The sequence below is a fragment of the Lentzea xinjiangensis genome, assembly GCF_900110955.1.
GTDB classification, from domain to species: Bacteria; Actinomycetota; Actinomycetes; order Mycobacteriales; family Pseudonocardiaceae; genus Lentzea; species Lentzea xinjiangensis.
On the sequence record NZ_FOFR01000004.1, the window covers coordinates 301,362 to 323,000 of the forward strand.

A 21,639-nucleotide genomic window follows, 5' to 3' on the forward strand; every position below is an offset into this window, starting at 1 on the left:
GACGGGCGTGACGCCACACACAGTAAGTCATTGCAGGTCGCCGACACAAAAACGATTCAGTTGCTGGGACGACGCCAGTTTCGAATCTTGGCGTGTGGTGCTTGTCACATGGCTTGAGATTGGGCAGAGTGCGGGGCACGACCTTGGATCGGAGGTGTCCCATGAACTCCACGGAGATCGTCGAGCTGCGCCGGGTCATCGGGCAGATGCGGCACGCCGTCAGCGCGCTGCGTGCCCGGTACGGCGACGTGACGGCCGTTCAGCGCCTTGCCAACGACGTAGAACGCATGGACATCGATGCCACCGAGCTCGTCGACCTCGCCACCCCGAGGCAGCGGGAAGCGCCACGGGTGGAGCGCGAGGTCGTGGTCGTGCCCGACACGCCTTACGACGAGTCGTTGTGGAAGGACGCGGACGACGAAGGCCTCGGTGGGTACCGCCACCGGACCTGACCGGAGCTGATCACACGGCCCCCGCCTGGCGCGGGGGCCGTGCCCATTTCTCTTGGCCTGCGTTCCCCCACAACGACGTGGACCCCCAGAAAGGTGACTGATGGCGAGGGCAGAGATCGCCGCCAGGACGCTGCGGACGGACCGATGGTGGCTGCCGCCGCTGACGACGTTCGCCGGCCTGCTGCTCATCTCGATCTACGCGGCGTTCCGCACGTTCCAGGGGGACTACTACTGGGTCGACCAGTACCACTACCTCACACCGATGTACTCGCCGTGCCTCACGGAGGAGTGCGTCCCGGCGGCATCGCACTTCGGCCAGTGGTTCCCGGCGCTGCCCGGCTTCCTCACCCCGCCGGTGATCATCATCCCGTTCCTGCTCGGCTTCCGGATCACCTGCTACTACTACCGCAAGGCCTACTACCGGGCCGCCTGGGCGTCCCCGCCGGCGTGCGCGGTGGCCGAGCCGCACAACAAGTACACCGGCGAGACCCGGTTCCCGCTGATCGCGCAGAACCTGCACCGCTACTTCTTCTACGCGGCCTCGGTCCTGCTGCTGATCAACATCTACGACGCGGTCCTCGCGTTCGGCACCGGCCTGGGCCTGGGCAACATCATCCTGCTGGTGAACGTCGGCCTGCTCGGCGCCTACACGCTGTCGTGCCACTCGTGCCGCCACATCGCGGGCGGGCGGCTCAAGCACTTCTCCAAGCACCCGGTCCGGTACTGGGCGTGGACGCAGATCTCCAAGCTGAACAACCGCCACATGCAGCTCGCGTGGGCTTCGCTGATCTTCGTCTGCCTCACCGACCTGTACGTCGCGCTGGTCGCCTCGGGAACGATCTCCGACCTCCGCTTCATCGACTAAGGAGTGGTTTTGCCCGAGCTGGAAAGGCATTCGTTCGACGTTCTCGTGATCGGCGCCGGTGGGGCGGGGTTGCGTGCCGCGATCGAGGCCCGTGAGCACGGTCTGCGCACCGCCGTTCTCTGCAAGTCGTTGTTCGGCAAGGCCCACACCGTGATGGCCGAGGGCGGCATCGCCGCCGCGATGGGCAACGCGAACGAGAGCGACAACTGGCAGGTGCACTTCCGCGACACCATGCGCGGCGGCAAGTTCCTCAACAACTGGCGGATGGCCGAGCTGCACGCCCAGGAAGCGCCGCAACGGGTCTGGGAGCTGGAGACGTACGGCGCGCTGTTCGACCGCACCAAGGACGGCCGCATCTCGCAGCGCAACTTCGGCGGCCACGAGTACCCGCGCCTCGCCCACGTCGGCGACCGCACCGGCCTGGAACTGATCCGCACGCTGCAGCAGAAGATCGTGTCGTTGCAGCAGGACGACTTCAAGGAGCTCGGCGACTACGAGGCACGGCTGCGGGTGTTCCAGGAGTTCACCGTCACCGAGCTGGCCAAGGACGGGGACAGGATCGCCGGCGCGTTCGGCTACTGGCGCGAGTCCGGCCGGTTCGTGCTGTTCGAGGCGCCGGCGGTGATCCTCGCGACCGGCGGCATCGGCAAGTCGTTCAAGGTCACCTCGAACTCCTGGGAGTACACCGGCGACGGCCACGCCCTGGCCCTGCGCGCGGGCGCCTCGCTGATCAACATGGAGTTCATCCAGTTCCACCCCACCGGGATGGTCTGGCCGCCGTCGGTCAAGGGCATCCTCGTCACCGAGTCCGTGCGCGGCGACGGCGGCGTGCTGCGCAACTCCGACGGCAAGCGGTTCATGTTCGACTACATCCCCGAGGTGTTCAAGGACAAGTACGCCGACAACGAGGAAGAAGCCGACCGCTGGTACACCGACCAGGCCGGCAACCGGCGCCCGCCGGAGCTGCTGCCGCGCGACGAGGTTGCCCGTGCGATCAACTCCGAGGTCAAGGCCGGGCGCGGATCACCGCACGGCGGCGTCTTCCTCGACGTGTCCACGCGCCTGCCCGCCGAGGAGATCCGCCGCCGGCTGCCGTCCATGCACCACCAGTTCAAGGAACTGGCCGATGTGGACATCACCGCGCAGCCGATGGAGGTCGGACCGACCTGCCACTACGTGATGGGCGGCGTCGAGGTCGACCCCGACACCGGGTCCTCGTCCGTACCGGGGCTCTTCGCCGCGGGCGAGGTGTCCGGCGGCATGCACGGCTCGAACCGGCTGGGCGGCAACTCGCTGTCGGACCTGCTGGTGTTCGGCCGGCGCGCGGGCGCGGGCGCCGCGGAGTACGTGCGCGCCATGGGCGAACGCCCGGTGGTGCCGGAGGACACCGTCACCGAGGCGCGTGCCACGGCGCTCAGGCCGTTCCAGCGGGAGGGAGGCGAGAACCCGTACACGCTGCACATGGAGCTGCAGCAGGCGATGAACGACCTCGTCGGCATCATCCGCCGCGCCGGTGAGATGGAGGAGGCGTTGCGGCGGCTGGAGAAGCTCAAGCAGCGCGCCGGGTCGCTGACGGTCGAGGGGCACCAGCAGTTCAACCCCGGCTGGCACCTCGCCCTCGACCTGCGCAACATGCTGCTGGTGTCGGAGTGCGTGGCGAAGGCGGCGTTGCTGCGCACGGAGTCCCGCGGCGGCCACACCCGCGACGACCACCCGTCGATGGAGGCCGAGTGGCGGCGGAAGCTGCTGGTGTGCACCGTGGCCGGTGACGTCGTCTCCGTCGAGGAGAAACCGCAGATCCCGATCCGCCGCGACCTGCTGGACCTGTTCGACCGCACCGAGCTGGAGAAGTACCTCACCGCCGAGGAGTTGTCATGACCTACCAGGGCAGGTTCCGGGTGTGGCGCGGCGACGACGCCGGCGGCGCGCTGGAGGACTTCACCGTCGAGGTCAACGAGGGTGAGGTCGTGCTCGACATCATCCACCGGCTGCAGGCCACGCAGGCCCCCGACCTCGCGGTCCGGTGGAACTGCAAGGCGGGCAAGTGCGGCTCCTGCTCGGCCGAGATCAACGGACGGCCGCGCCTGCTGTGCATGACCAGGATGTCGATCTTCGAGGAGTCGGAGACGATCACGGTCACGCCGATGCGGACGTTCCCGATCATCCGCGACCTGGTGACCGACGTGTCCTTCAACTACACCAAGGCGCGCGAGGTCCCCTCGTTCGCGCCGCCGGCGGACCTCGCGCCGGGCGAGTACCGCATGCAGCAGGTCGACGTCGAGCGCTCGCAGGAGTTCCGCAAGTGCATCGAGTGCTTCCTGTGCCAGAACACCTGCCACGTGGTGCGCGACCACGAGGAGAACAAGGAGGCGTTCGCCGGGCCGCGGTTCCTCATGCGGGTCGCCGAGCTGGAGATGCACCCGCTCGACACCGCGGACCGCGTCGACCAGGCGCAGGACGAGCACGGCCTCGGCTACTGCAACATCACCAAGTGCTGCAGCGAGGTGTGCCCGGAGCACATCCACATCACCGACAACGCGCTCATCCCCATGAAGGAGCGCGTGGCCGACCGCAAGTACGACCCGATCGTCTGGCTCGGCAACAAGCTGTTCAAGCGTTCTTAGCGGCGGAAGAGGAACGGGGCGTGTCCGATGTGGACACGCCCCGTTCCGCGGACCGCCGGTCAGAGGGTGCTGCCGGAGCCCAGGACGGCCGAGGACTCGGCGAGCTGGACCTGGTTCGGCCGGTCCCCGTCGAGCTTGACGACCTTCTTGTTGCGCCGGTTGCGCTTCTCGAGGTAGTTCGCGAGCCACGTCAGCAGCAGGCACAGTCCGATGTAGATCGCGGCGACCACGATCATCACCGAGATCATCGGCCGGCCGAAGCTGACCGCGTCACCGCCGATGCGGGTGCCCCACCGCAGCAGCTCCTCGAACGTGATGAGGAAGCCGAGCGCGGTGTCCTTGAGCAGCACGACGAGCTGGCTGATGATGGTCGGCATCATCGCCCGCAACGCCTGCGGCAGCAGCACGAGCGTCATCACCTGCGTCTTGCGCATGCCCAGCGCGTACGCGGCCTCGCTCTGCCCCTTGGGCAGCGAGTTGATGCCCGCGCGGAAGATCTCCGCGAGCACCGAGCCGTTGTAGAGCATCAGGCTCAGCACGACCGCCGTGAACGCGCTCAGCTTCACCCCGGCCACCGGCAGGCCGTAGTAGAAGAAGAACATCATGATGACGAGCGGGATCGCGCGGAAGACCTCGACGACCACGGCCGCGGGAGCGCGCACCCACGCGTGGTCGGACAGCCGGGCCGCCGCGAAGATCGCGCCGAACACGAGCGCCAGCACCGCGCCCACGGCGAACGCGCTGAGCGTGTTGCCGATCGCCTCCACCAGGGAGATCTGGATCTGCTTGTAGTTGATCCAGTCGAGCCGGCGGGTGGAGAACTGGTCGGTCGCGATGAACCGCATGATCACGTACGCCACGGCGGCGAGCACGGCCGCGATGCCGATGACCGCCATGACCTTGTGACGCGCGCGTGCCTTCGGGCCCGGGACGTCGAACAGCACCATGCTCATCGGGCCACGCTCCACCGCTTCTCGAAGACCTGCTGGACGTACGTCAGCGGCATCACCAGGACCACGAAGCCGATCGCCACCCACAGGAGTCCGAGCAGGACGTTCTCACCCTGCTCCGACAGCGAGTCGCGGATCGTGCCCGCCTGGAACACCGCGAAGCCCGAGGCCACCGTCGTGTTCTTGAGCAACGCGATCATGGTGCTCGTCATCGGCGGCACCACCGAGCGCAACGCCTGCGGCAGCACGACGTTGCCCAGCATCTGCACGAACGTGAGGCCGAGCGCGCGCGACGCCTCGGCCTGGCCGACCGGCACCGTGTTGATGCCCGACCGCACGACCTCGCAGACGAACGCCGCCGTGTAGAGCGACAACGACACCACGGCCGCGGTGTAGGGCTCGATCTTCACGATCTCCAGCAACGGGTACGCGAAGAGGAAGAACACGAAGACCAGCGTCAACGGCGTGTTGCGCAGCACCGTCACGTACAGCGTGCCGATGCCGCGGAACACCGGCACCGGGCTGACGCGCAGTGCCGCGAGGAACGTGCCCAGCACCAGCGACAGGACCGCGGAGATCGCGAAGAGCTGCAGCGTCTGGGCGAATGCGCGCAGGAACAGATCTAGGTTGTTGGTGAGGACGCTCATCGGTTTCCTTGCCGTCGTCCGCCTTGAATGGAACGGCCGGTGGACCCACGTGGGATCCACCGGCCACGTGAGAAGACCGTCAGTACCGGTCGATCTTCGGCTTCTCCGCGGACGAGCCGGACTTGCCCAGCGTGCCGTCGTAGATCTTCTGCCAGGAGCCGTCGTCCAGCGAGGCCTGCAGGATGTCGTTCATCTTGGTGCGCAGGGCCGTGTCCTCCTTGGGCACGCCGATGCCGTACGGCTCGCTGGAGAACGTCTTGCCGACGACCTTCAGCTTGCCCTCCTCGGCGGCCGCGTAGCCCTTGAGGATCGCGTCGTCGGTGGTGACCGCGTCGACCTCACCGTCGAGCAGCTTGGTGACGCACTGCGAGTAGCCCTGGAACTCGAGGATGTTGCCGGGCTCGGTCAGGTTCTCGTCGCGGATGCGCTTGACCGGCGTCGAACCGGTCGCCGAGCAGACCTTCTTGCCCTTGAGGGTGTCCTTGCCGGTGATGTCGGTGTTGTCCTTCTTCACCAGCAGGTCCTGACCGGCGACGAAGTACGGGCCGGCGAAGCCGACCTTCTCCTTGCGGCCGGCGTTGATCGTGTAGGTGCCGACGTAGTAGTCGACGTCACCGTTGATCAGCGCCTGCTCGCGCGCGGCGGACTGGATCGTCTTGAACTGGATCTTCTCCGGGTCGAAGCCCAGCTTCGCGGAGATCAGGCGCGCGATGTCGATGTCGAAGCCGCTGTACTTGTTCGTCGTCGGGTCCTTGTAGCCCAGACCCGGCTGGTCCTCCTTGACGCCGACGACGAGCGAGCCGCGCGTCTTGGCCTTCTCGAACGTGGGCGAGCCGTCGACCTTGACGTCCTTGGCGACCTCGAACAGGCCGGCGGGCGCGCCCTGCTCGGTCGGGCTGCCCTCCTTGCCACACGCGGTCAGGGCCAGTGCGCCCGTCAGCAGCACCGCCGCAAGGGTGCGAACCCTCATCGTCCTTCTCCTGCCATTCGTTCGAAAGTGGGCTGACTACTAGTGCGTCAGGATCTTGCCAAGGAAGTCCTTCGCGCGGTTGGACTTCGGGGCCGAGAAGAACTCCTCCGGGGTGGAGTCCTCGACGACCTCGCCGTCGGACATGAAGATCACCCGGTCCGCGGCCTTGCGGGCGAAGCCCATCTCGTGCGTGACGACCAGCATGGTCATGCCGTCCTTCGCGAGGCCCGTCATGACGTCGAGGACCTCCTGCACCATCTCCGGGTCGAGCGCGGAGGTGGGCTCGTCGAACAGCATCACCTTGGGCTTCATCGCGAGCGCGCGGGCGATCGCCGCGCGCTGCTGCTGCCCACCCGAGAGCTGAGCCGGGAACTTGTCCGCCTGGTTGGCGATCCCGACGCGCTCCAGCAGCTCCATCGCGGTCTTGCGGGCCTCGGCCGCCGGCGTCTTGCGCACCTTCGTCGGAGCGAGCATCACGTTCTCGACGATGGTTTTGTGCGCGAAAAGGTTGAAGGACTGGAACACCATGCCGACATCGGCGCGCAGGCGTGCCAGCTCCTTTCCTTCCGCCGGAAGGGGCTGTCCGTCGACCTCGATGACTCCGGAATCAATCGGCTCGAGGCGGTTGATGGTCCGGCACAGGGTCGACTTACCGGAACCCGACGGCCCCAGCACGACCACGACCTGCCCCTTCGGCACCTCCAGCTGCACGTTCTTGAGCACGTGCAGCGGGCCGAAGAACTTGTCCACACCCGCCACACGAATCATCGGCGGGGCAGAGGCGGCAGTCATCCAGTCCTCCATTTTGGGGTCGTCGGCGTTGGCGGAAACCTAGGTGTCGGCCACCACACCAGTCCAGGACATTGAGCAAGACTTAGGGTCTCAACTCTGTCACAGGCAGACATCGGTTGCCCGGGAGGTAGCGAAAGTGCGCGTGCTGCTCGTCGAGGACGACGACAGGGTCGCGGAGGCCCTGGTCCCCGCCCTGACCAGACGGGGTTTCCACGTCGACCGGCAGGCCACCGGGCGCGGCACGCTCGACCGCCTCGCCGGCGTCGACGTGGTGCTGCTCGACCTGGGCCTGCCCGACATGGACGGGGTCACGCTGTGCCGGGCGATCAGGGCCGCCTCGGACGTCGCGATCATCGTGGTGTCGGCGCGGGGGGAGATCGACGACCGCATCCTCGGCCTGCACGCCGGTGCGGACGACTACCTGGTCAAACCCTACGACGTGGGTGAGCTCGTCGCCCGCGTGCACGCCGTCCGCCGTCGCCGCGGCTCCGACCCGGTCGGGGTGGGCTCGGTGTCGACGGAGGTGTTCGAGACCGGTGACGTGCGGGTCGACCTGGGCCGGCACGAGGTCACCGTGGCGGGGGAGCCGGTGGCTCTGTCGCGAAAGGAGTTCCAGGTGCTCGCGCTGGTGATGGCGGCGGGTGGCGCGGTGTGCACGCGGGAGCGGATCCTCGCGGAGGTGTGGGGGCGGACCTGGTCGGGCGCGAACCGGACGCTGGACGTGCACGTGGCGACGCTGCGCACGAAGCTCGGCCGGCCCTCGCTGCTGGAGACGGTGCGGGGCGTCGGTTACCGGCTCGGACAGGTGTGATCTCGAATGGGTGGTCTTCGGCTGGATGTCGTGGCTCGAAGGGGTGACGCGCGGTGAGGTCCCGGCTGCTGGGCGTGGTGCTCGCCCTGGTCGTGCTGGTGCTCGTCGGCCTCGGCGTGCCGCTGGGCCGCGGCGTCGCGACCGGTGAGCAGCAGGAGATGTTCCTCGACCGCCTCACCGACACCAGCCGGTTCGCCTCGCTGGCGGCCCGGCCGCTGATCGACGACAAGCCGGACCTGCTGCGCCCCGAGCTCGAGCGCTACGACCAGGTCTACGGCATCGGCGTGGCCGTGGTCGCCCGCGACGCCCCGACCGTGCCGCTGGTGGCGTCGCGCAGCGACCTCGCGCTCGGCGACAGCGCAGTGCAGGACCTGGTCGGCAAGGCGCTGGCCGGTCGCCTGCCGGTCGCACCGCCGCTGCTCATGCCCTGGGACGAAACCAGGCTGGTGCTCGCCGAACCCGTCCTGGTCGACGGCGAGGTGCGCGGCGCGGTGGTCACGTTCTCGCCCACGTCCAAGACCCGGTTCGAGGTCCTGGCGTGGTGGGGGCTGCTGCTCGCGGCGAGCCTGCTGGTGCTGGCCCTCGCGGTGCTGCTGGCGCTGCCGGTGGTGCGCTGGACGTTGCGCCCGGTGCAGGCGCTGGACGACGCCACGGGCAAGCTCCTCGGCGCCGTGGTGGCGGGCCGCCCGGTGCCGCCCGTGGGCGCGGAGAGCGGGCCGCCGGAGCTGCGGCAGCTCTCGCGGTCGTTCGACCAGATGGCCGCGAACGTGAGCGATGTCCTCGCCGCGCAACGGGCGTTCGTCGCGGACGCGTCACACCAGCTGCGCAACCCGTTGACGGCCCTGAAACTGCGTCTGTCCAACCTGGAGGGCCACGTCGACGCCGAGGCCGAGGTGCACCAGGTCGAGGCGCTCAGCGAGACAGACCGCCTCAACCGGATCCTCGACGAGCTGCTCGCCATGGCGCGCGCCGAGTCGAGCTCCGTCGACCCGGTACCCGTGGACGTCGACAGGTCCGTGGCGGCACGGCTGTCGGCGTGGCAGGCGGCCGCGGCGGCCAAGGAGGTGCACCTCGTGCTCGACGGGCAACGCGTCGGCATGGCGCTCGCCCCGCCGCGCGGCGTCGAGACGATCCTGGACGCGCTGCTCGACAACGCGGTCAAGTTCACCCCGGAGGGCACCCTGATCGTGGTCGACGTCCGCAAGGACGACGGCGTCGTCCGGCTCTCCGTCGCCGACCACGGGCCCGGTCTGCAACCCGACGAGCTCGAACGGGCGACCGACCGGTTCTGGCGCAGCCCGGCGCACCAGAACGTGCCCGGCTCCGGCCTCGGCCTGTCGATCGTGCGCCTCGTCGTCGAACGCGTCGGCGGCACCGTGCGGCTCGAGTCGCCGCCGGACGGCGGCCTGAAGGTCGTGGTCGAGCTGCCGGCGGCCTGACCCCGGGGATCAGACCTTGGCCTCCCGGTAGTAGCGCAGCGCGCCGTCGTGCAGCGGCACCGGTGAGGTCTCGATCGCGGACCGCTGCTCGATCGTGCGGGCCGCCGAATGCGCCTTCACCAGCTCCGGCTGGCCCTCGAAGAGCTGCCGCACCAGCGCCTCGGCCACGTCGTCGGGCATCTTCTCGTTGACGAGCAGGAAGTTGCGCACCACGAGCGTGATGACCGGCCCCACCGGCCCGGACTGGAGGTTGTAGGTGGACGCGGGCAGCGTCGCCGACCCGTAGACCGTGTGCTGCTGGCGGAAGGCCGACAGCACGTCCTGCAGGTCGAGCAGCCGCACGCCGAGCTCCTTGGTGAGCTGCGTGATGCGTGACGTCGGCAGCCCGCCCGACCAGAAGAACGCGTCGAGCCTGCCCTCCCGCATCGCCTGCGCGGAGTCGTCGAGGCCGAGGTTGACCTCCTGCGGCGTGACGCCGGCCGACTGCAGCAGCCGCCGCGCGATGATCTCGACCCCCGACTCCTTGCCGCCGACCGACACGCGCAGCCCGGACAGCTCGCGCAGCGTCGTCACGGGCAGATCGGCGCGCACGATCACCTGCAGGTAGTCGTCGTGCATCCGGGCCAGCGCCCGCAGCTTCCCCGCGCCGGGCACCCCCTCGACGGCGTCGGCCTGCGAGAAGCCGACCTGCGCCTGGTCGTTCACCAGCCGGACCAGGTTGTCCTTCGAGCCGGCCGTCGCCACGACCTGCGGCCGGGTGATGCCCAGGCGCCCGCTCCAGATGTCCGCGAGGCCCTTGCCGAGGGAGTAGTAGACGCCACCCTCGTTGCCCGTGGCCATGGTGATCTTGACGTCCTCGAGCGTGCTGCCACACCCGGTCAGGACCGTCGCGGCGGTCAGCAGGCTCACGGCGGCATGCACTCGTCCCAGCACCTGCGCATCGTGCCACGGGGGCGTTCTACGCTTGCACCCGACGAAAGGTTGGTTGCAGTGACCCGCAGTTACCAGATCCGCACGTTCGGTTGCCAGATGAACGTGCACGACTCCGAGCGGCTCGCCGGTCTACTGGAGGACGCTGGCTACGCGCGGGCCGCCGAGGACGAGCAGGCCGACGTCGTCGTCTTCAACACCTGTGCGGTCCGCGAGAACGCCGACAACAAGCTCTACGGCACGCTCGGCCACCTCGCCCCGCGGAAGGCGGCGAAGCCCGGCATGCAGATCGCCGTCGGCGGCTGCCTCGCGCAGAAGGACCGCAGCGAGATCGTCCGGCGGGCCCCGTGGGTGGACGTCGTGTTCGGCACGCACAACATCGGCTCGCTGCCGGTGCTGCTCGAACGCGCCCGCCACAACTCCGAGGCGCAGGTCGAGATCCTCGACGCGCTGGAGACGTTCCCGTCGTCGCTGCCGGCCGCCCGCGACTCCGCCTACTCCGGCTGGGTGTCGATCTCGGTGGGCTGCAACAACACGTGCACGTTCTGCATCGTGCCGTCCCTGCGCGGCAAGGAGAAGGACCGCCGCCCCGGTGACGTGCTCGCCGAGGTCCAGGCGCTCGTCGACGAGGGCGTGCTGGAGGTGACGCTGCTGGGGCAGAACGTCAACTCCTACGGCGTCGAGTTCGGCGACAGGTACGCGTTCGGCAAGCTGCTGCGCGCCTGCGGTGACATCGACGGGCTGGAGCGCGTGCGGTTCACCTCGCCGCACCCCAAGGACTTCACCGACGACGTCATCGCCGCCATGGCCGAGACGCCGAACGTGGTGCACAACCTGCACATGCCGCTGCAGTCCGGTTCGGACCGGGTGCTCAAGGCCATGCGCCGCTCGTACCGCACCGAGAAGTACCTGGGCATCATCGACAAGGTCCGCGCCGCCATGCCGGACGCCGCGATCACCACGGACATCATCGTCGGCTTCCCCGGCGAGACCGAGGAGGACTTCCAGGGCACGCTCGACGTCGTGCGCCAGGCCCGGTTCTCCTCGGCGTTCACGTTCCAGTACTCGAAGCGCCCCGGCACCCCGGCCGCGGACCTGCCGGACCAGCTCCCCAAGGCCGTCGTGCAGGAGCGGTTCGACCGGCTCGTGGCGTTGCAGAACGAGATGACCCACTCGCTCAACCTCGAGCAGGTCGGCCGCACCGTCGAGGTCCTCGTGGCCACCGGTGAGGGCAAGCGCGACGCCGAGACGCACCGCATGAGCGGCCGGGCCCGCGACGGACGCCTCGTGCACTTCACGCCCGGCGCGACCGCTCCCCGTCCCGGTGACGTCGTCGAGACGGTCGTCACCTACGGGGCCCCGCACTACCTCGTCGCGGACGGCGAACCGCTGACGTGGCGCCGCACCAAGGCGGGCGACAGGTCGGAGGCGGGCATCAAGCCCAAGACGGCGGGCGTCGGCCTCGGCCTGCCCTCGTTCGGCGCGCCCGCACCGCTCCCGGCGGTCTCGGGATGTGCCGCCCAGTGAGCGACGAGGAGTTCCTGCGCAAGGAGATCGACGCGGTGGAGCACCAGGCGGCCAAGCGCATCGACCCCGGCACCGGCGCGTTGACGATCTCCATCGCCGTGCTGGCGCTGCTGGTGTCGCTGATGCTGCCGTGGGTCGGGCAGCACTCGGGGCTGCGGGTCGTGCTCGGCGAGTCGGCGATGTTCCTGCCGCGGCTGTTCTCGTTCTTCGCGCTCGGCGTCGGCGTGCTCGGTTCCGGCGTCACGCTCGCGGTGCGGCGCTGGGGCCTCGCCTGGGTGTGCTCGCTGGGGCTGTTCGCGGGCTCGATCATCGGCGTGCTGTCGATCTGGACGCAGCAGACGACCACGAGCAACAAGACGATCGGGCCCGGCCCCGGCATCGGCCTGATCATCGCGGTGATCGCGGTGGTCGTCCTGCTGGTGAAGTGGGTGAAGATCGCGGCCTCGCGGCCGCCGCAGCTCTGACAGCCCGAAGGCCCCTCCCCGCACCGGGGGAGGGGCCTTCGGCCTGTCCGGACTAGCGGGTCGCGAGCGCCTGCTCGGCGGCGGCGAGCCACTCGCGCCACTGCGCCGCCTGCGCCTCGGCCTGCTCGGTGCGGCGCTTGTCGCCCGCGGCGCGGGCCTTCGCGGCCTGCGCCTCGAACTGCTCCACGCGCTCGCGGAACTGCGCCACGCGGGCCTCGGCCTCGGGGTCGGAGCGACGCCACTGCGCGTCGACCGCGCCGCGGACCCTCTCCTCGATCGTGCGCAGCCTGCCCTCGAGCTCGCGGATGCGCTCCCGCGGCACCTTGCCGATCGCGTCCCAGCGCTCCTGGATCTTGTAGAGCTGCTGGCGCGCGGTCTCCAGGTCGCCCGACGGGTCGATGGCCTCGGCCTCGGCGAGCAGCTCCTCCTTCAGCTTCGCGTTCGCCGTGAACTCGGCGTCACGCTCGCTGAACGCCTCGGAGCGCTTCTGGAAGAACGCGTCCTGCGCGGCGCGGAACCGCTGCCAGAGCGCGTCGTCGGCCTCCTTGGGCGCACGCCCGGCGGCCTTCCACTCGACCATCAGCTCCTTGTAGCGACCGGCCGTGGCGCCCCAGTCGTCGGAGTCGACGAGCTTCTCGGCCTCCTCGACGAGCGCCTGCTTGGAGGCCTTCGCCACCGAGCGCTGCCGGTCGAGGTCCGCGAAGTGCGAGCCGCGGCGGCGGTTGAACGCGTCCCTGGCCTTCGAGAACCGGCGCCACAGCTGCTCGTCGGTCTTGCGGTCGACGCCGCGGATGGTCTTCCACTCGTCGAGGATCGCGCGCAGCCGGTCGCCCGCGACCTTCCACTGGGTCGACTCGTTCGCGATCGACTCGGCCTCCTCGACCAGCGCCTGCTTGCGCGCCACGGACTGGGCGCGGGCGGCCTCCTTGGCCTCCTTCGCCTTCTCCATGCCGGCCTCTGCCTGCTCCAGCACGTGCTCGACGCGGGCGGCCAGCGCCTTGAGGTCGCCGACCACGGCGGCCTCGGCCAGCTGCTCCTTGACGTGCTTCGCGCTGGTCAGGGCGTGCTTCGGGTCGCCGGCGCCGGACTGCAGCCGCGACACCAGCAACTCGACCTCGGTGCGGAGGTCGTCGAAGCGCCGCGCGAAGTGCGCGAGGCCCTCGACGGGCTCGCCCGCCTGCCACGACCCGACCGCGCGTTCGCCGTCCTCGGTCTTCACGTACACCGTGCCGTCGGCGTCCACGCGCCCCCAGCGCTCAGGGTGGTCCGACGCCACGGGGACGGCCGGAGGCGTCGCCTGCGCCGCGGTCTCCTTCGGCGTTTCCTCGACCCCGCCCTCGGCTGCACTCTCGACCGGGGCGGTCTCCGCCACGGCCTGCGGTGTGCTGTCCTGCTCCGACATCGCCGGTTCCTCCCATCTGACGCCCGTGCCTGCCACGGGCGCCCCGCCAGCGGCGGGGCCGATGCAATACGGGCGCTGGAGGGTCTCCCGTCCCCAGTTCCCCGCGCGCATTCAAACAGGTCAGAGCTCGACTCGGTACTGGGAGTCCACGATAGGTAGCCTCGTTCGTCGTGATCACCCGTGCCGCAGTGGTGCCGCACCCGCCTCTCCTGGTGCCAGAACTCGTCGCGGGAGCCGTCGCCGAGACCGCGCCCGTGCGCGCCGCAACCCTTGCCGCGGCAGGGAAACTGCCTGGTCCGTGGGTGGCGGTGGCCGTGGACGGCAGTGGCCCGGCGACGTTCGTGCCACCGCTTTCTGGAACTTTTCTCGGGTTCGGCGTCGACGTGCCGGCGTCACTCGGGGGTGACCCGCCACCGCAGCCCCGCCTCCCGCTGCCCGTGCTGATCACCGCCTGGCTGCGCGAACACTGCGCGACGGAGGTGTCACGCGTCGAACTCGTCCCGCCCGACCTGACCCCCGCCGACTGCGTCTCGTTTGGACGACAGCTCGCCGCCGAGGACGCCGGCCTGCTGGTCCTCGGCGACGGCTCCACGCGCCACGGCCCGCGCTCGCCCGGCTCGAACGACGACCGTTCGGGTCCGTTCGACTCCCGCGTCCACGCCCTGCTGGCCGCCGCCGACGCCGGCGGCCTGCTCGACCTCGACCCCGAACTCGCCCGTGAGCTGGGCGCGCAGGGCCGTGCGGCGTGGCAGGTCCTCGCCGGCGTGCCCGGTCCGTGGCGCTGCTCGGGCGCCGAGTTCTTCGCACCGTTCGGCGTGGGTTACCACGTCGCAGTCTGGGAGCGCCCGTGAACACCCCCCGCATCGCCCCGATCGCCGTGGTCGGACCCACCGCGACCGGCAAGTCCGACCTGGCCGTCGCCCTCGCGGAGCGGTTCGGGGGAGAGGTCGTCAACGCCGACGCCATGCAGCTCTACCGCGGCATGGACATCGGCACGGCGAAGATGCCCCTCGCCGAGCGCCGCGGTGTCCCGCACCACCTGTTCGACGTCCTCGACGTCACCGAGACCGCGTCCGTGGCGGCCTACCAGCGCGAGGCGCGGGCCGTCGTCGAACGCCTGCTCGCCGCCGGGCGCCCGCCGGTCCTCGTCGGCGGCTCCGGCCTCTACGTGCAGGCCGTGCTCGACGACCTGAAGTTCCCCGGCACCGACGACGCGGTGCGGGCCCGGTTCGAGGCCGAGCTCGCGTCGGCCGGGCCCGAGGCGCTGCACCGGCGGCTGCGCGAGCTCGACCCGGCCGCCGCCATCGCGATCCTGCCGTCCAACGGCCGCCGCATCGTGCGCGCGCTGGAGGTCATCGAGCTGACCGGCGAACCGTTCTCCGCGAACCTCCCCAAGCCCGGTCCTGCCCGCTACGGCACGGTCCAGATCGGCGTCGACCGCGAGGTGTCCGAACTGGACGCCCGCGTCGACTCGCGGGTGGACGCGATGTTCGCCGCCGGCCTGGAGGACGAGGTGCGCGCCCTGGTGCGGCTCGGTCTGCGCGAGGGCAGGACCGCGTCCCGCGCGCTCGGCTACCAGCAGGTGCTGTCCGCAATGGACGGCGCCTGCACGATCGACTTCGCCGCCGAGGAGACCAAGCGCGCCACCCGCCGGTTCGTGCGCAGGCAGCGGTCGTGGTTCCGGCGTGACCGGCGCATCACCTGGCTCGACGGCGCGCGGCCGGACCTCGTGGACGCCGCCGGTAGCCTGGTGCCGTGGAGTTCGTGAAGGGGCACGGCACGGAGAACGACTTCGTCGTCCTGCCCGACCTCGATGACCAGCTGGACCTGACCGTCGCGCGCGTCCAGGCGCTGTGCGACCGGCAGCGCGGCCTCGGCGCGGACGGCGTGCTGCGCGTCGTGCGGACGGACGGCAAGTGGTTCATGGACTACCGCAACGCCGACGGCTCCATCGCCGAGATGTGCGGCAACGGCCTGCGCGTCTTCGCCCGCTACCTCGTCGACGCCGGCCACCAGCGGCAGGGCGAGTTCGTCGTCGGCACGCGCGCGGGGGACAGGACGGTCGTCACCCACCCGGACGGCTCGGTCACCAACGACATGGGCCCCGCGCGGGTCATGGGCACGTCCATCGCGGCGGTCGACGGCCAGGGCATCGGCGGGTTCGCGGTCGACGTCGGCAACCCGCACCTGGCGTGCGTCACCGAGGACCCGGTCGAGGGCTTCAGCCTCACCGCGCCACCCGGCTTCGACCCGGTGATGTTCCCGCACGGCGTCAACGTCGAGCTGATCAACGTCATCGGGCAGGACGCCCTGCGCATGCGCGTGTACGAACGCGGCGTCGGCGAGACCCGCTCGTGCGGCACCGGCACCGTCGCGTCCGTCGCCTCCTGGCTCGCCGGCCAGGGCCGCACGACCGGCTCCGCGACCGTCGACGTCCTCGGCGGCCAGGTCTTCGTGACCATCGAGCCGACGACGTCGACGCTCACCGGACCCGCCGTGCTCGTCGCGCGCGGCGAGCTCGACAAGTCCTGGTGGGACGCGCTCGCGTAACCGGTGGGCCGGCCGTCAGCCCAGGTCGTAGACCTCGATCTTGCCGAGCCGCTCCGGCTTGACCACGGCCGGGTGCGAGTCGGGCGCCGTCAGGCACACGAGGTGGTCGTCGACGACCGCGACGGCGAAGCACGGCTGCGTCGTCTCCACCCGGTGCGTGACCGTGCCGCCCTCGGTCACCCGGAACGCCGCCGCCTGCAACGCCGGCGCCACCCACACCCCGTCGCCGTGCGCCGCGATGCCGTCCGGCACGATCCCGAACTCCCGCACATCGGCCCACACCCTGCGGTTTTGCAACGATCCGTTGCGGTCGACCGAAAACGAACTGAGCCGGAATGCAACGGTCTCGGCGACGACGAGGACGTTCCCGCTCGCCGACTCGCCCGTCGGATCGGGCAGCAGCGCCATGCCGTTCGGGAACTTGAGGTCCTCGGCCGCGACGCTGACGGACCCGTCGGGCCGGACGAGCGCGAGCGAGGCGCCCACCGGTTCGAACCCCGGTTCCATCAGCCGTGCGACACCGACCTCCTCGATGAGCCCGTGCAGGTCGAAGCCGAAGTTGCCGACGTACGCGCGGCCCTCGGCGTCGACGAGCATGTCGTTGGCGTGGAACGTCGCGATGTGCGATATGTCGGCGTGGACGACGAGGTCGTCCCCTTCGAGCCGGCGCACCGTGCGGTCGAGCATCGACACGACGAGCAGACGCCCGTCCGGCAGCCAGCCGAGACCGGAGGGCTGGCCGTCGAAGGCGACGACGACCTCGTCGTCGCCCGTGGTCAGGTCGAGGGCGTGCACCTCGCCCGCGTAGAAGTCGGAGTAGTGCAGGCGGCCGTCGGGACCGTGCCTTGGTCCTTCGCCGAAGTGGAGACCGTCCCGCAGCACCGTCGTACGTGCTTGTTGTGCCTCAGCCATGGGCCTCGACGCTAGTGGCGGCCGGCAGGTCCCGCATAGACCGCAACGGCGAGAGCAGCAACCACACCATCCCGCCCACGGAGCCGACGACCGACACCCACAGCGTCGGCACGATCCCGGACCAGGAGCCGAGCCCGCCGCCCAGCAGCGCGCCCAGCGGCGTCGCTCCCCACACGACCCAGCGGATCGAGGCGTTCATCCGCCCGAGCAGGTGGTCGGGGCAGATCGCCTGCCGGTAGCTCACCTGGCCGACGTTGTAGACGACGATCCCGAACGTGCTCACCGCCAGGCACGCCATCGGCAGCACCAGGCCCCAGCCGCCGGACACGAACGGCAGCGCGAGGGTGAACGGCCAGGTCAGCACCGGGATGAGCCAGATCATCCTGGCCTGCCCGACGAGCAGGCCGATCCGGTGCGCGAACGCCGCGCCCAGCACCCCGCCCACGCCGCCCGCGCTGAGCACCAGGCCCGCGGTGCCCTCGCTCAGCCCGGCGACGTCGAGCAGGAAGAGGACCAGCACGGCGTTCTGGATGCCGTGGAAGAAGTTCGACGTGCCGGTGCAGGCCACGATCATGCGCAGGGTGACGTTGCCGAAGACGAACCGCAGCCCCTCCACGACCTCGCGGCGCAGGTGCGGGTCGGGGTGCCGGTCGGGCGCCGGCTCGGCCTTCTTGATCCGGACCAGGAAGAACGCCGAGGTCAGATAACCGATCCCGGTCGCGAGTACGCCGTTGGCCGCGCCGAGGAGCTGGGCCGCGTAGCCGCCGATCGCCGGCCCGGACACCTCCGCCACCGAGAGGCTCGCCTGCAGCTTGGAGTTGCCCTCGACGAGCTGGTCACGACCGACCAGCGAGGGCAGGTACGACTGGTAGGCGACGTCGAAGAAGACGGTGCACACACCGACCGCCAGGCTCACGACGACGAGCTGCGGCAGCCCCAGCGCGCCCAGCCACCACGCGATCGGCACGCTCAGCACCAGCGCGGCGCGGGCGACGTCCATCGCGATCATCAGCGGCTTGCGGCGCACCCGGTCCACCCACACGCCCGCGGGCAGGCCGATCAGGAGGAACGCGATCGTGCTCGCCGCCGCCAGCAGGCCCATCTCGAACGGTGTCGCGTTCAGCACACCGGCCGCGAGCAGCGGGATGACCGTCACACCGACGCTCGCGCCGAACTGGCTGATCGTGTCGCCGGCCCAGAGCCTGCGGAAGTCGGGATGCCCCCGGAGCGCCATGCCGGCGAGTCTGCGCCGAGTGATTGGAAACTGTCAATCACTTACGCTGGGCCCCGTGGCACTCTCCAGGAAACGACGGCCGGCGACCCGGGAAGAAGCCGCGGCCCTCAGCTCTGACCTGCGGCTGCGGCTGATCCGGATGACGTTCGACCGCCCGCTCACCAACAAGGAGCTGGCGCGGCGGCTCGGCAAGGACCCGGCCACGACGCTGCACCACGTGCGAAAGCTCGTCGCCGCCGGTTTCCTCGAAGCGCTGCCCCCGCGCGCGGGAAACCGGGGCGCGAAAGAAATCCCCTATCGGTCGACAGGGCTGTCGTGGCAGCTCGACAACAGCGAAAATGTGGTCGCCGTCGGTGAGGCGATGTTGCACGCTTTCCTCGGCGAGGTTGCCGACATCGGGCTCGAGAACGTGGAGCAGAGCCGTCTGGTCGTCACCGTCGACCCCGAGGAACTAAAGCAGCGGCTCGCGTCGTTGATGGAAGAGCTGGCCGCGCAACCGGTCAGACCCGAAGTTCCCCGTGTGGCGATCTACCTCGCGGTGTATCCAGGGGACTGACGGTCCATGGGACGATGAAGGGCAAATGACGGAAAACATCCAGAGCACAGAGTTCGACACCGACTGGGAAGACGACGACTTCTCGACCGGTGACTTCGAGCTCGCGGAACGCGCCGCACTGCGCCGTGTCGCCGGGTTGTCCACCGAGCTCGAGGACGTCACCGAGGTTGAGTACCGGCAGCTTCGCCTGGAGCGGGTCGTGCTCGTCGGGGTGTGGACCGAGGGCACGGCAGCCGACTCCGACGCCTCGATGGCCGAGCTCGCGCGCCTCGCCGAAACCGCGGGCTCCGAGGTGCTGGAGGGCGTCGTGCAGCGGCGCGACAAGCCGGACGCGGCGACGTACATCGGCTCGGGCAAGGTCTCCGAGCTGCGCGACGTGGTGCAGTCGACCGGCGCGGACACCGTGATCTGCGACGGCGAGCTCTCGCCTGGCCAGCTGCGCCAGCTCGAGGAGAAGCTCAAGGTCAAGGTCATCGACCGCACCGCGCTCATCCTGGACATCTTCGCGCAGCACGCGCGGAGCAAGGAGGGCAAGGCGCAGGTCGAGCTGGCCCAGCTGCAGTACCTCATGCCGCGGCTGCGCGGCTGGGGTGAGACGTTGTCGCGGCAGGCCGGTGGTCGGGCCGGCGGCGGCAACGGCGGTGTGGGTCTGCGCGGTCCCGGTGAGACGAAGATCGAGACGGACCGCCGCCGGATCCGCGCGCGCATCGCCAAGCTGCGCCGCGAGATCGCCGCGATCGGCGTCATCCGCGAGACCAAGCGGGGCCGCCGCACGGCGAACGAGATCCCGAGCGTCGCCATCGCGGGCTACACCAACGCGGGCAAGTCCTCGCTGCTCAACGCGCTGACCGGCGCCGGCGTCCTGGTCGAGGACGCGCTGTTCGCCACCCTCGACCCGACGACGCGCCGCGCGCTGACGCCGGAAGGCCTGCCGTACACGCTGACGGACACGGTCGGCTTCGTCCGGCACCTGCCGCACCAGCTGGTCGAGGCGTTCCGCTCCACGCTGGAGGAGGTCGGCCAGTCCGACCTGCTCGTGCACGTGGTCGACGGCTCCGACGCCATGCCGGAGAAGCAGGTCAGCGCCGTGCGCGAGGTCATCTCGGAGATCAACGAGGAGACCGGCACGCCGATGCCGCGCGAGCTGCTCGTCGTGAACAAGATCGACGCGGTCGGCGAGATCGGTCTCGCCCGGCTGCGGCACCTGTTCCCGGACGCGTCGTTCGTGTCGGCGCACTCCGGCCTCGGCATCGAGGAGCTGCGCGCCCGCATCGCCGAGCTGATGCCCCGTCCCGAGGTCGTGGTCGAGGCTCTCGTGCCGTACGCGCGCGGCGAGGTCGTCGCCCGCGTGCACCGCGACGGCGAGGTGCTGTCCGAGAAGCACACGGAGTCGGGCACGCTGCTCAGCGCCCGCGTGCGCCCGGACCTCGCCGGTGTCCTGGAGCCGTTCGCGACGAACGGGACGCTTGCTTGATCCCGCCTCCACCCGTGGACGTGTGCCCGGTAGCCATGCAGGAGCTCTCCGGGCTCACGTCCGACGGCAAACAGCTCTACGCCGTCAGCGACAGCGACAACGGCACGCTGCGCATCCAGGTCCTCGGGCGCGACTGCGTCGTGAAGCGCACGATCACCGCGCCCGTGGACCCGTACGACGTCGAAGACCTGGCGATGACGCCGGACGGCACCCTCTGGGCCTCCGATACCGGCGACAACAACAAGTCCCGCTCCACGGTCGCCCTGCACAAGGTTTCGCCTTCAGGCGCCGTGGAGCGGTTCCGCGTCACGTACCCGGACGGCAAGCACGACGCCGAGGCACTGCTCGTCGACAAGTCCGGCACGCCGTTCATCATCACCAAGGAGCCCCTCGGCTCCGCACTCGTGTACCGCCCGGCAGCTCCGCTTCGAACCGACGTGTCGGTTCCGCTGGAGCAGGTCGCCCGCGTGTCGCTGTCATCGACGGACACCCCGGGCGGTCCCCTGGACGGCACCCTCGACTCGCGCCTGGTGACCGGGGCCGCCGCCAAGGCCGACGGCTCCGTCATCGCCCTGCGCACCTACACCGACGCGTACCTGTACCCGGTCCCCGACGGCGACGTCGTCAAGGCGCTGTCCGGCGACCCGGTCCGCGTCCCGCTGCCGGACGAACCCCAGGGCGAGGCCATCGCCTTCGACCCGGACGGCACCCTGCTCTCCGCCTCCGAAGGCGCCGGCACCCCGATCCGCGCCGTCGAGGGCGCCGCGGCCCTGGCCAAGCCCGCCGCGCCGCCCGCCGCGCCGCCGACCACGACCGAGGCACTCCCACCCGCCGCGGACCAGCCGCAGGCAGCCCCGCCGTCGAGCTCCTCGTGGCAGAACTGGCCGCTGGCCCTGACCGTCGGCGGCATCGTCCTGGCTGTCGCACTGGTCATCGGCCTGCGCTTCCGCCGCCGGGCCTGAGCACCGGCCAGCCGGCGCGTGGAGCGGCGAAGGCCTGCTCGACCTTGGCCGCCGCGATCCTCGCCGCACCGCGCCGGC

22 protein-coding genes are annotated in these 21,639 nt (G+C 70.3%); 14 read left to right on the forward strand and 8 right to left on the reverse strand.

The genetic code is table 11. From position 1 onward, the window contains the following. The first annotated feature begins 161 nt into the window (after positions 1-161). The 4 genes from BMW88_RS13270 to BMW88_RS13285 all read left to right on the forward strand — a co-directional run bounded on the left by BMW88_RS13270 (position 162) and on the right by BMW88_RS13285 (position 3,941). Positions 162-452: a hypothetical protein gene (locus BMW88_RS13270; protein WP_089950973.1), complete on the forward strand. Its 291-nt coding sequence runs from the start codon at positions 162-164 to the stop codon at positions 450-452. A gap of 100 nt (positions 453-552) precedes the next feature. Further along, a complete protein-coding gene (locus tag BMW88_RS13275) occupies positions 553-1,317 on the forward strand; it encodes a hypothetical protein (RefSeq protein WP_089950974.1) in 765 nt (254 codons plus the stop codon). Positions 1,318-1,326: 9 nt separating this feature from the next. Beyond that, a complete protein-coding gene (locus BMW88_RS13280; RefSeq protein ID WP_089950975.1) occupies positions 1,327-3,195 on the forward strand; it encodes a fumarate reductase/succinate dehydrogenase flavoprotein subunit in 1,869 nt (622 codons plus the stop codon). Then, positions 3,192-3,941 (forward strand): succinate dehydrogenase/fumarate reductase iron-sulfur subunit, encoded by a 750-nt coding sequence (locus BMW88_RS13285; RefSeq protein WP_089950976.1) that lies wholly within the window; start codon positions 3,192-3,194, stop codon positions 3,939-3,941. Before BMW88_RS13280 ends, BMW88_RS13285 begins: the two co-directional genes overlap by 4 nt. A gap of 59 nt (positions 3,942-4,000) precedes the next feature. Here BMW88_RS13285 and BMW88_RS13290 read toward each other — a convergent pair whose 3' ends face one another. The 4 genes from BMW88_RS13290 to BMW88_RS13305 form a co-directional block, all read right to left on the reverse strand. Further along, the gene (locus BMW88_RS13290) at positions 4,001-4,894 is read right to left on the reverse strand and encodes an amino acid ABC transporter permease (RefSeq protein ID WP_089950977.1); all 894 of its coding nucleotides are present in this window, start codon (positions 4,892-4,894) and stop codon (positions 4,001-4,003) included. Continuing rightward, entirely contained in the window at positions 4,891-5,538 is a 648-nt protein-coding gene (locus BMW88_RS13295) for an amino acid ABC transporter permease (RefSeq protein WP_089950978.1), read from the reverse strand. The genes BMW88_RS13290 and BMW88_RS13295 overlap by 4 nt, the downstream gene beginning before the upstream one ends. 79 nt (positions 5,539-5,617) lie before the next feature. Continuing rightward, positions 5,618-6,508, reverse strand: a complete 891-nt coding sequence (locus BMW88_RS13300) for a glutamate ABC transporter substrate-binding protein (RefSeq protein ID WP_089950979.1) — start codon at positions 6,506-6,508, stop codon at positions 5,618-5,620. Positions 6,509-6,547: 39 nt separating this feature from the next. Further along, positions 6,548-7,276, reverse strand: coding sequence for an amino acid ABC transporter ATP-binding protein (locus BMW88_RS13305; protein WP_174517896.1), 729 nt, complete (start codon positions 7,274-7,276; stop codon positions 6,548-6,550). Positions 7,277-7,436: 160 nt separating this feature from the next. Between BMW88_RS13305 and BMW88_RS13310 the strand changes: the two genes are divergently transcribed. Both BMW88_RS13310 and BMW88_RS13315 read left to right on the forward strand, forming a co-directional pair. Beyond that, the gene (locus tag BMW88_RS13310; protein WP_089950980.1) at positions 7,437-8,111 is read left to right on the forward strand and encodes a response regulator transcription factor; all 675 of its coding nucleotides are present in this window, start codon (positions 7,437-7,439) and stop codon (positions 8,109-8,111) included. Between the two features lie 53 nt (positions 8,112-8,164). Further along, the gene (locus tag BMW88_RS13315; RefSeq protein ID WP_089950981.1) at positions 8,165-9,550 is read left to right on the forward strand and encodes a sensor histidine kinase; all 1,386 of its coding nucleotides are present in this window, start codon (positions 8,165-8,167) and stop codon (positions 9,548-9,550) included. A 9-nt stretch (positions 9,551-9,559) separates the two neighbouring features. Here the strand turns inward: BMW88_RS13315 and BMW88_RS13320 are convergent, their stop codons facing one another. Then, complete coding sequence (locus BMW88_RS13320) at positions 9,560-10,483, reverse strand: TAXI family TRAP transporter solute-binding subunit (protein ID WP_245777745.1); 924 nt, start codon at positions 10,481-10,483, stop codon at positions 9,560-9,562. Positions 10,484-10,540: 57 nt separating this feature from the next. Between BMW88_RS13320 and miaB the strand changes: the two genes are divergently transcribed. Both miaB and BMW88_RS13330 read left to right on the forward strand, forming a co-directional pair. Further along, positions 10,541-12,007, forward strand: a complete 1,467-nt coding sequence (gene miaB, locus BMW88_RS13325; protein ID WP_089950983.1) for a tRNA (N6-isopentenyl adenosine(37)-C2)-methylthiotransferase MiaB — start codon at positions 10,541-10,543, stop codon at positions 12,005-12,007. Continuing rightward, positions 12,004-12,471, forward strand: coding sequence for an Rv2732c family membrane protein (locus tag BMW88_RS13330; protein ID WP_245777746.1), 468 nt, complete (start codon positions 12,004-12,006; stop codon positions 12,469-12,471). The genes miaB and BMW88_RS13330 overlap by 4 nt, the downstream gene beginning before the upstream one ends. A gap of 52 nt (positions 12,472-12,523) precedes the next feature. On the opposite strand, the gene BMW88_RS13335 is transcribed toward BMW88_RS13330, so the two are convergent. Continuing rightward, a complete protein-coding gene (locus BMW88_RS13335) occupies positions 12,524-13,873 on the reverse strand; it encodes a DUF349 domain-containing protein (RefSeq protein ID WP_089950985.1) in 1,350 nt (449 codons plus the stop codon). Between the two features lie 170 nt (positions 13,874-14,043). Here BMW88_RS13335 and BMW88_RS13340 point away from each other — a divergent pair, with 170 nt between their 5' ends. The 3 genes from BMW88_RS13340 to dapF are packed head-to-tail and all read left to right on the forward strand — an operon-like array spanning position 14,044 to position 16,423. Further along, the gene (locus tag BMW88_RS13340; RefSeq protein WP_089950986.1) at positions 14,044-14,724 is read left to right on the forward strand and encodes a class III extradiol ring-cleavage dioxygenase family protein; all 681 of its coding nucleotides are present in this window, start codon (positions 14,044-14,046) and stop codon (positions 14,722-14,724) included. Then, positions 14,721-15,641: a tRNA (adenosine(37)-N6)-dimethylallyltransferase MiaA gene (gene miaA / locus BMW88_RS13345; protein WP_245777747.1), complete on the forward strand. Its 921-nt coding sequence runs from the start codon at positions 14,721-14,723 to the stop codon at positions 15,639-15,641. Before BMW88_RS13340 ends, miaA begins: the two co-directional genes overlap by 4 nt. Then, the gene (gene dapF / locus BMW88_RS13350; protein WP_089950987.1) at positions 15,629-16,423 is read left to right on the forward strand and encodes a diaminopimelate epimerase; all 795 of its coding nucleotides are present in this window, start codon (positions 15,629-15,631) and stop codon (positions 16,421-16,423) included. Before miaA ends, dapF begins: the two co-directional genes overlap by 13 nt. 15 nt (positions 16,424-16,438) lie before the next feature. Here dapF and BMW88_RS13355 read toward each other — a convergent pair whose 3' ends face one another. Both BMW88_RS13355 and BMW88_RS13360 read right to left on the reverse strand, forming a co-directional pair. Then, on the reverse strand, positions 16,439-17,335 hold the full coding sequence (locus BMW88_RS13355) for an SMP-30/gluconolactonase/LRE family protein (protein WP_089950988.1): 897 nt from the start codon (positions 17,333-17,335) through the stop codon (positions 16,439-16,441). Then, positions 17,328-18,569 carry an MFS transporter gene (locus tag BMW88_RS13360; protein ID WP_089950989.1) on the reverse strand — a complete coding sequence of 414 codons (1,242 nt, stop codon included), beginning with the start codon at positions 18,567-18,569 and terminating at the stop codon, positions 17,328-17,330. The genes BMW88_RS13355 and BMW88_RS13360 overlap by 8 nt, the downstream gene beginning before the upstream one ends. Before the next feature lie 55 nt (positions 18,570-18,624). Between BMW88_RS13360 and BMW88_RS13365 the strand changes: the two genes are divergently transcribed. The 3 genes from BMW88_RS13365 to BMW88_RS13375 are packed head-to-tail and all read left to right on the forward strand — an operon-like array spanning position 18,625 to position 21,561. Next, positions 18,625-19,125: an ArsR/SmtB family transcription factor gene (locus BMW88_RS13365; protein ID WP_281249398.1), complete on the forward strand. Its 501-nt coding sequence runs from the start codon at positions 18,625-18,627 to the stop codon at positions 19,123-19,125. A gap of 25 nt (positions 19,126-19,150) precedes the next feature. Further along, positions 19,151-20,599 (forward strand): GTPase HflX, encoded by a 1,449-nt coding sequence (hflX, locus tag BMW88_RS13370; RefSeq protein ID WP_089950990.1) that lies wholly within the window; start codon positions 19,151-19,153, stop codon positions 20,597-20,599. Between the two features lie 35 nt (positions 20,600-20,634). Continuing rightward, positions 20,635-21,561 carry an esterase-like activity of phytase family protein gene (locus BMW88_RS13375; protein ID WP_089950991.1) on the forward strand — a complete coding sequence of 309 codons (927 nt, stop codon included), beginning with the start codon at positions 20,635-20,637 and terminating at the stop codon, positions 21,559-21,561. The last annotated feature ends 78 nt before the right edge of the window (positions 21,562-21,639 follow it).

What these genes read in the sequence shown, in the direction of transcription:
- BMW88_RS13285 (WP_089950976.1), top strand. Translation starts at nt 3,192, where the DNA reads ATGACCTACCAGGGCAGGTTCCGGGTGTGGCGCGGCGACGACGCCGGC.
- BMW88_RS13305 (WP_174517896.1), bottom strand. Translation starts at nt 7,276, where the DNA reads ATGATTCGTGTGGCGGGTGTGGACAAGTTCTTCGGCCCGCTGCACGTG.
- hflX (WP_089950990.1), top strand. Translation starts at nt 19,151, where the DNA reads ATGACGGAAAACATCCAGAGCACAGAGTTCGACACCGACTGGGAAGAC.
- BMW88_RS13295 (WP_089950978.1), bottom strand. Translation starts at nt 5,538, where the DNA reads ATGAGCGTCCTCACCAACAACCTAGATCTGTTCCTGCGCGCATTCGCC.
- BMW88_RS13290 (WP_089950977.1), bottom strand. Translation starts at nt 4,894, where the DNA reads ATGAGCATGGTGCTGTTCGACGTCCCGGGCCCGAAGGCACGCGCGCGT.
- BMW88_RS13360 (WP_089950989.1), bottom strand. Translation starts at nt 18,569, where the DNA reads ATGGCGCTCCGGGGGCATCCCGACTTCCGCAGGCTCTGGGCCGGCGAC.
- BMW88_RS13270 (WP_089950973.1), top strand. Translation starts at nt 162, where the DNA reads ATGAACTCCACGGAGATCGTCGAGCTGCGCCGGGTCATCGGGCAGATG.
- BMW88_RS13375 (WP_089950991.1), top strand. Translation starts at nt 20,635, where the DNA reads ATGCAGGAGCTCTCCGGGCTCACGTCCGACGGCAAACAGCTCTACGCC.
- BMW88_RS13355 (WP_089950988.1), bottom strand. Translation starts at nt 17,335, where the DNA reads ATGGCTGAGGCACAACAAGCACGTACGACGGTGCTGCGGGACGGTCTC.
- BMW88_RS13335 (WP_089950985.1), bottom strand. Translation starts at nt 13,873, where the DNA reads ATGTCGGAGCAGGACAGCACACCGCAGGCCGTGGCGGAGACCGCCCCG.
- BMW88_RS13300 (WP_089950979.1), bottom strand. Translation starts at nt 6,508, where the DNA reads ATGAGGGTTCGCACCCTTGCGGCGGTGCTGCTGACGGGCGCACTGGCC.
- BMW88_RS13275 (WP_089950974.1), top strand. Translation starts at nt 553, where the DNA reads ATGGCGAGGGCAGAGATCGCCGCCAGGACGCTGCGGACGGACCGATGG.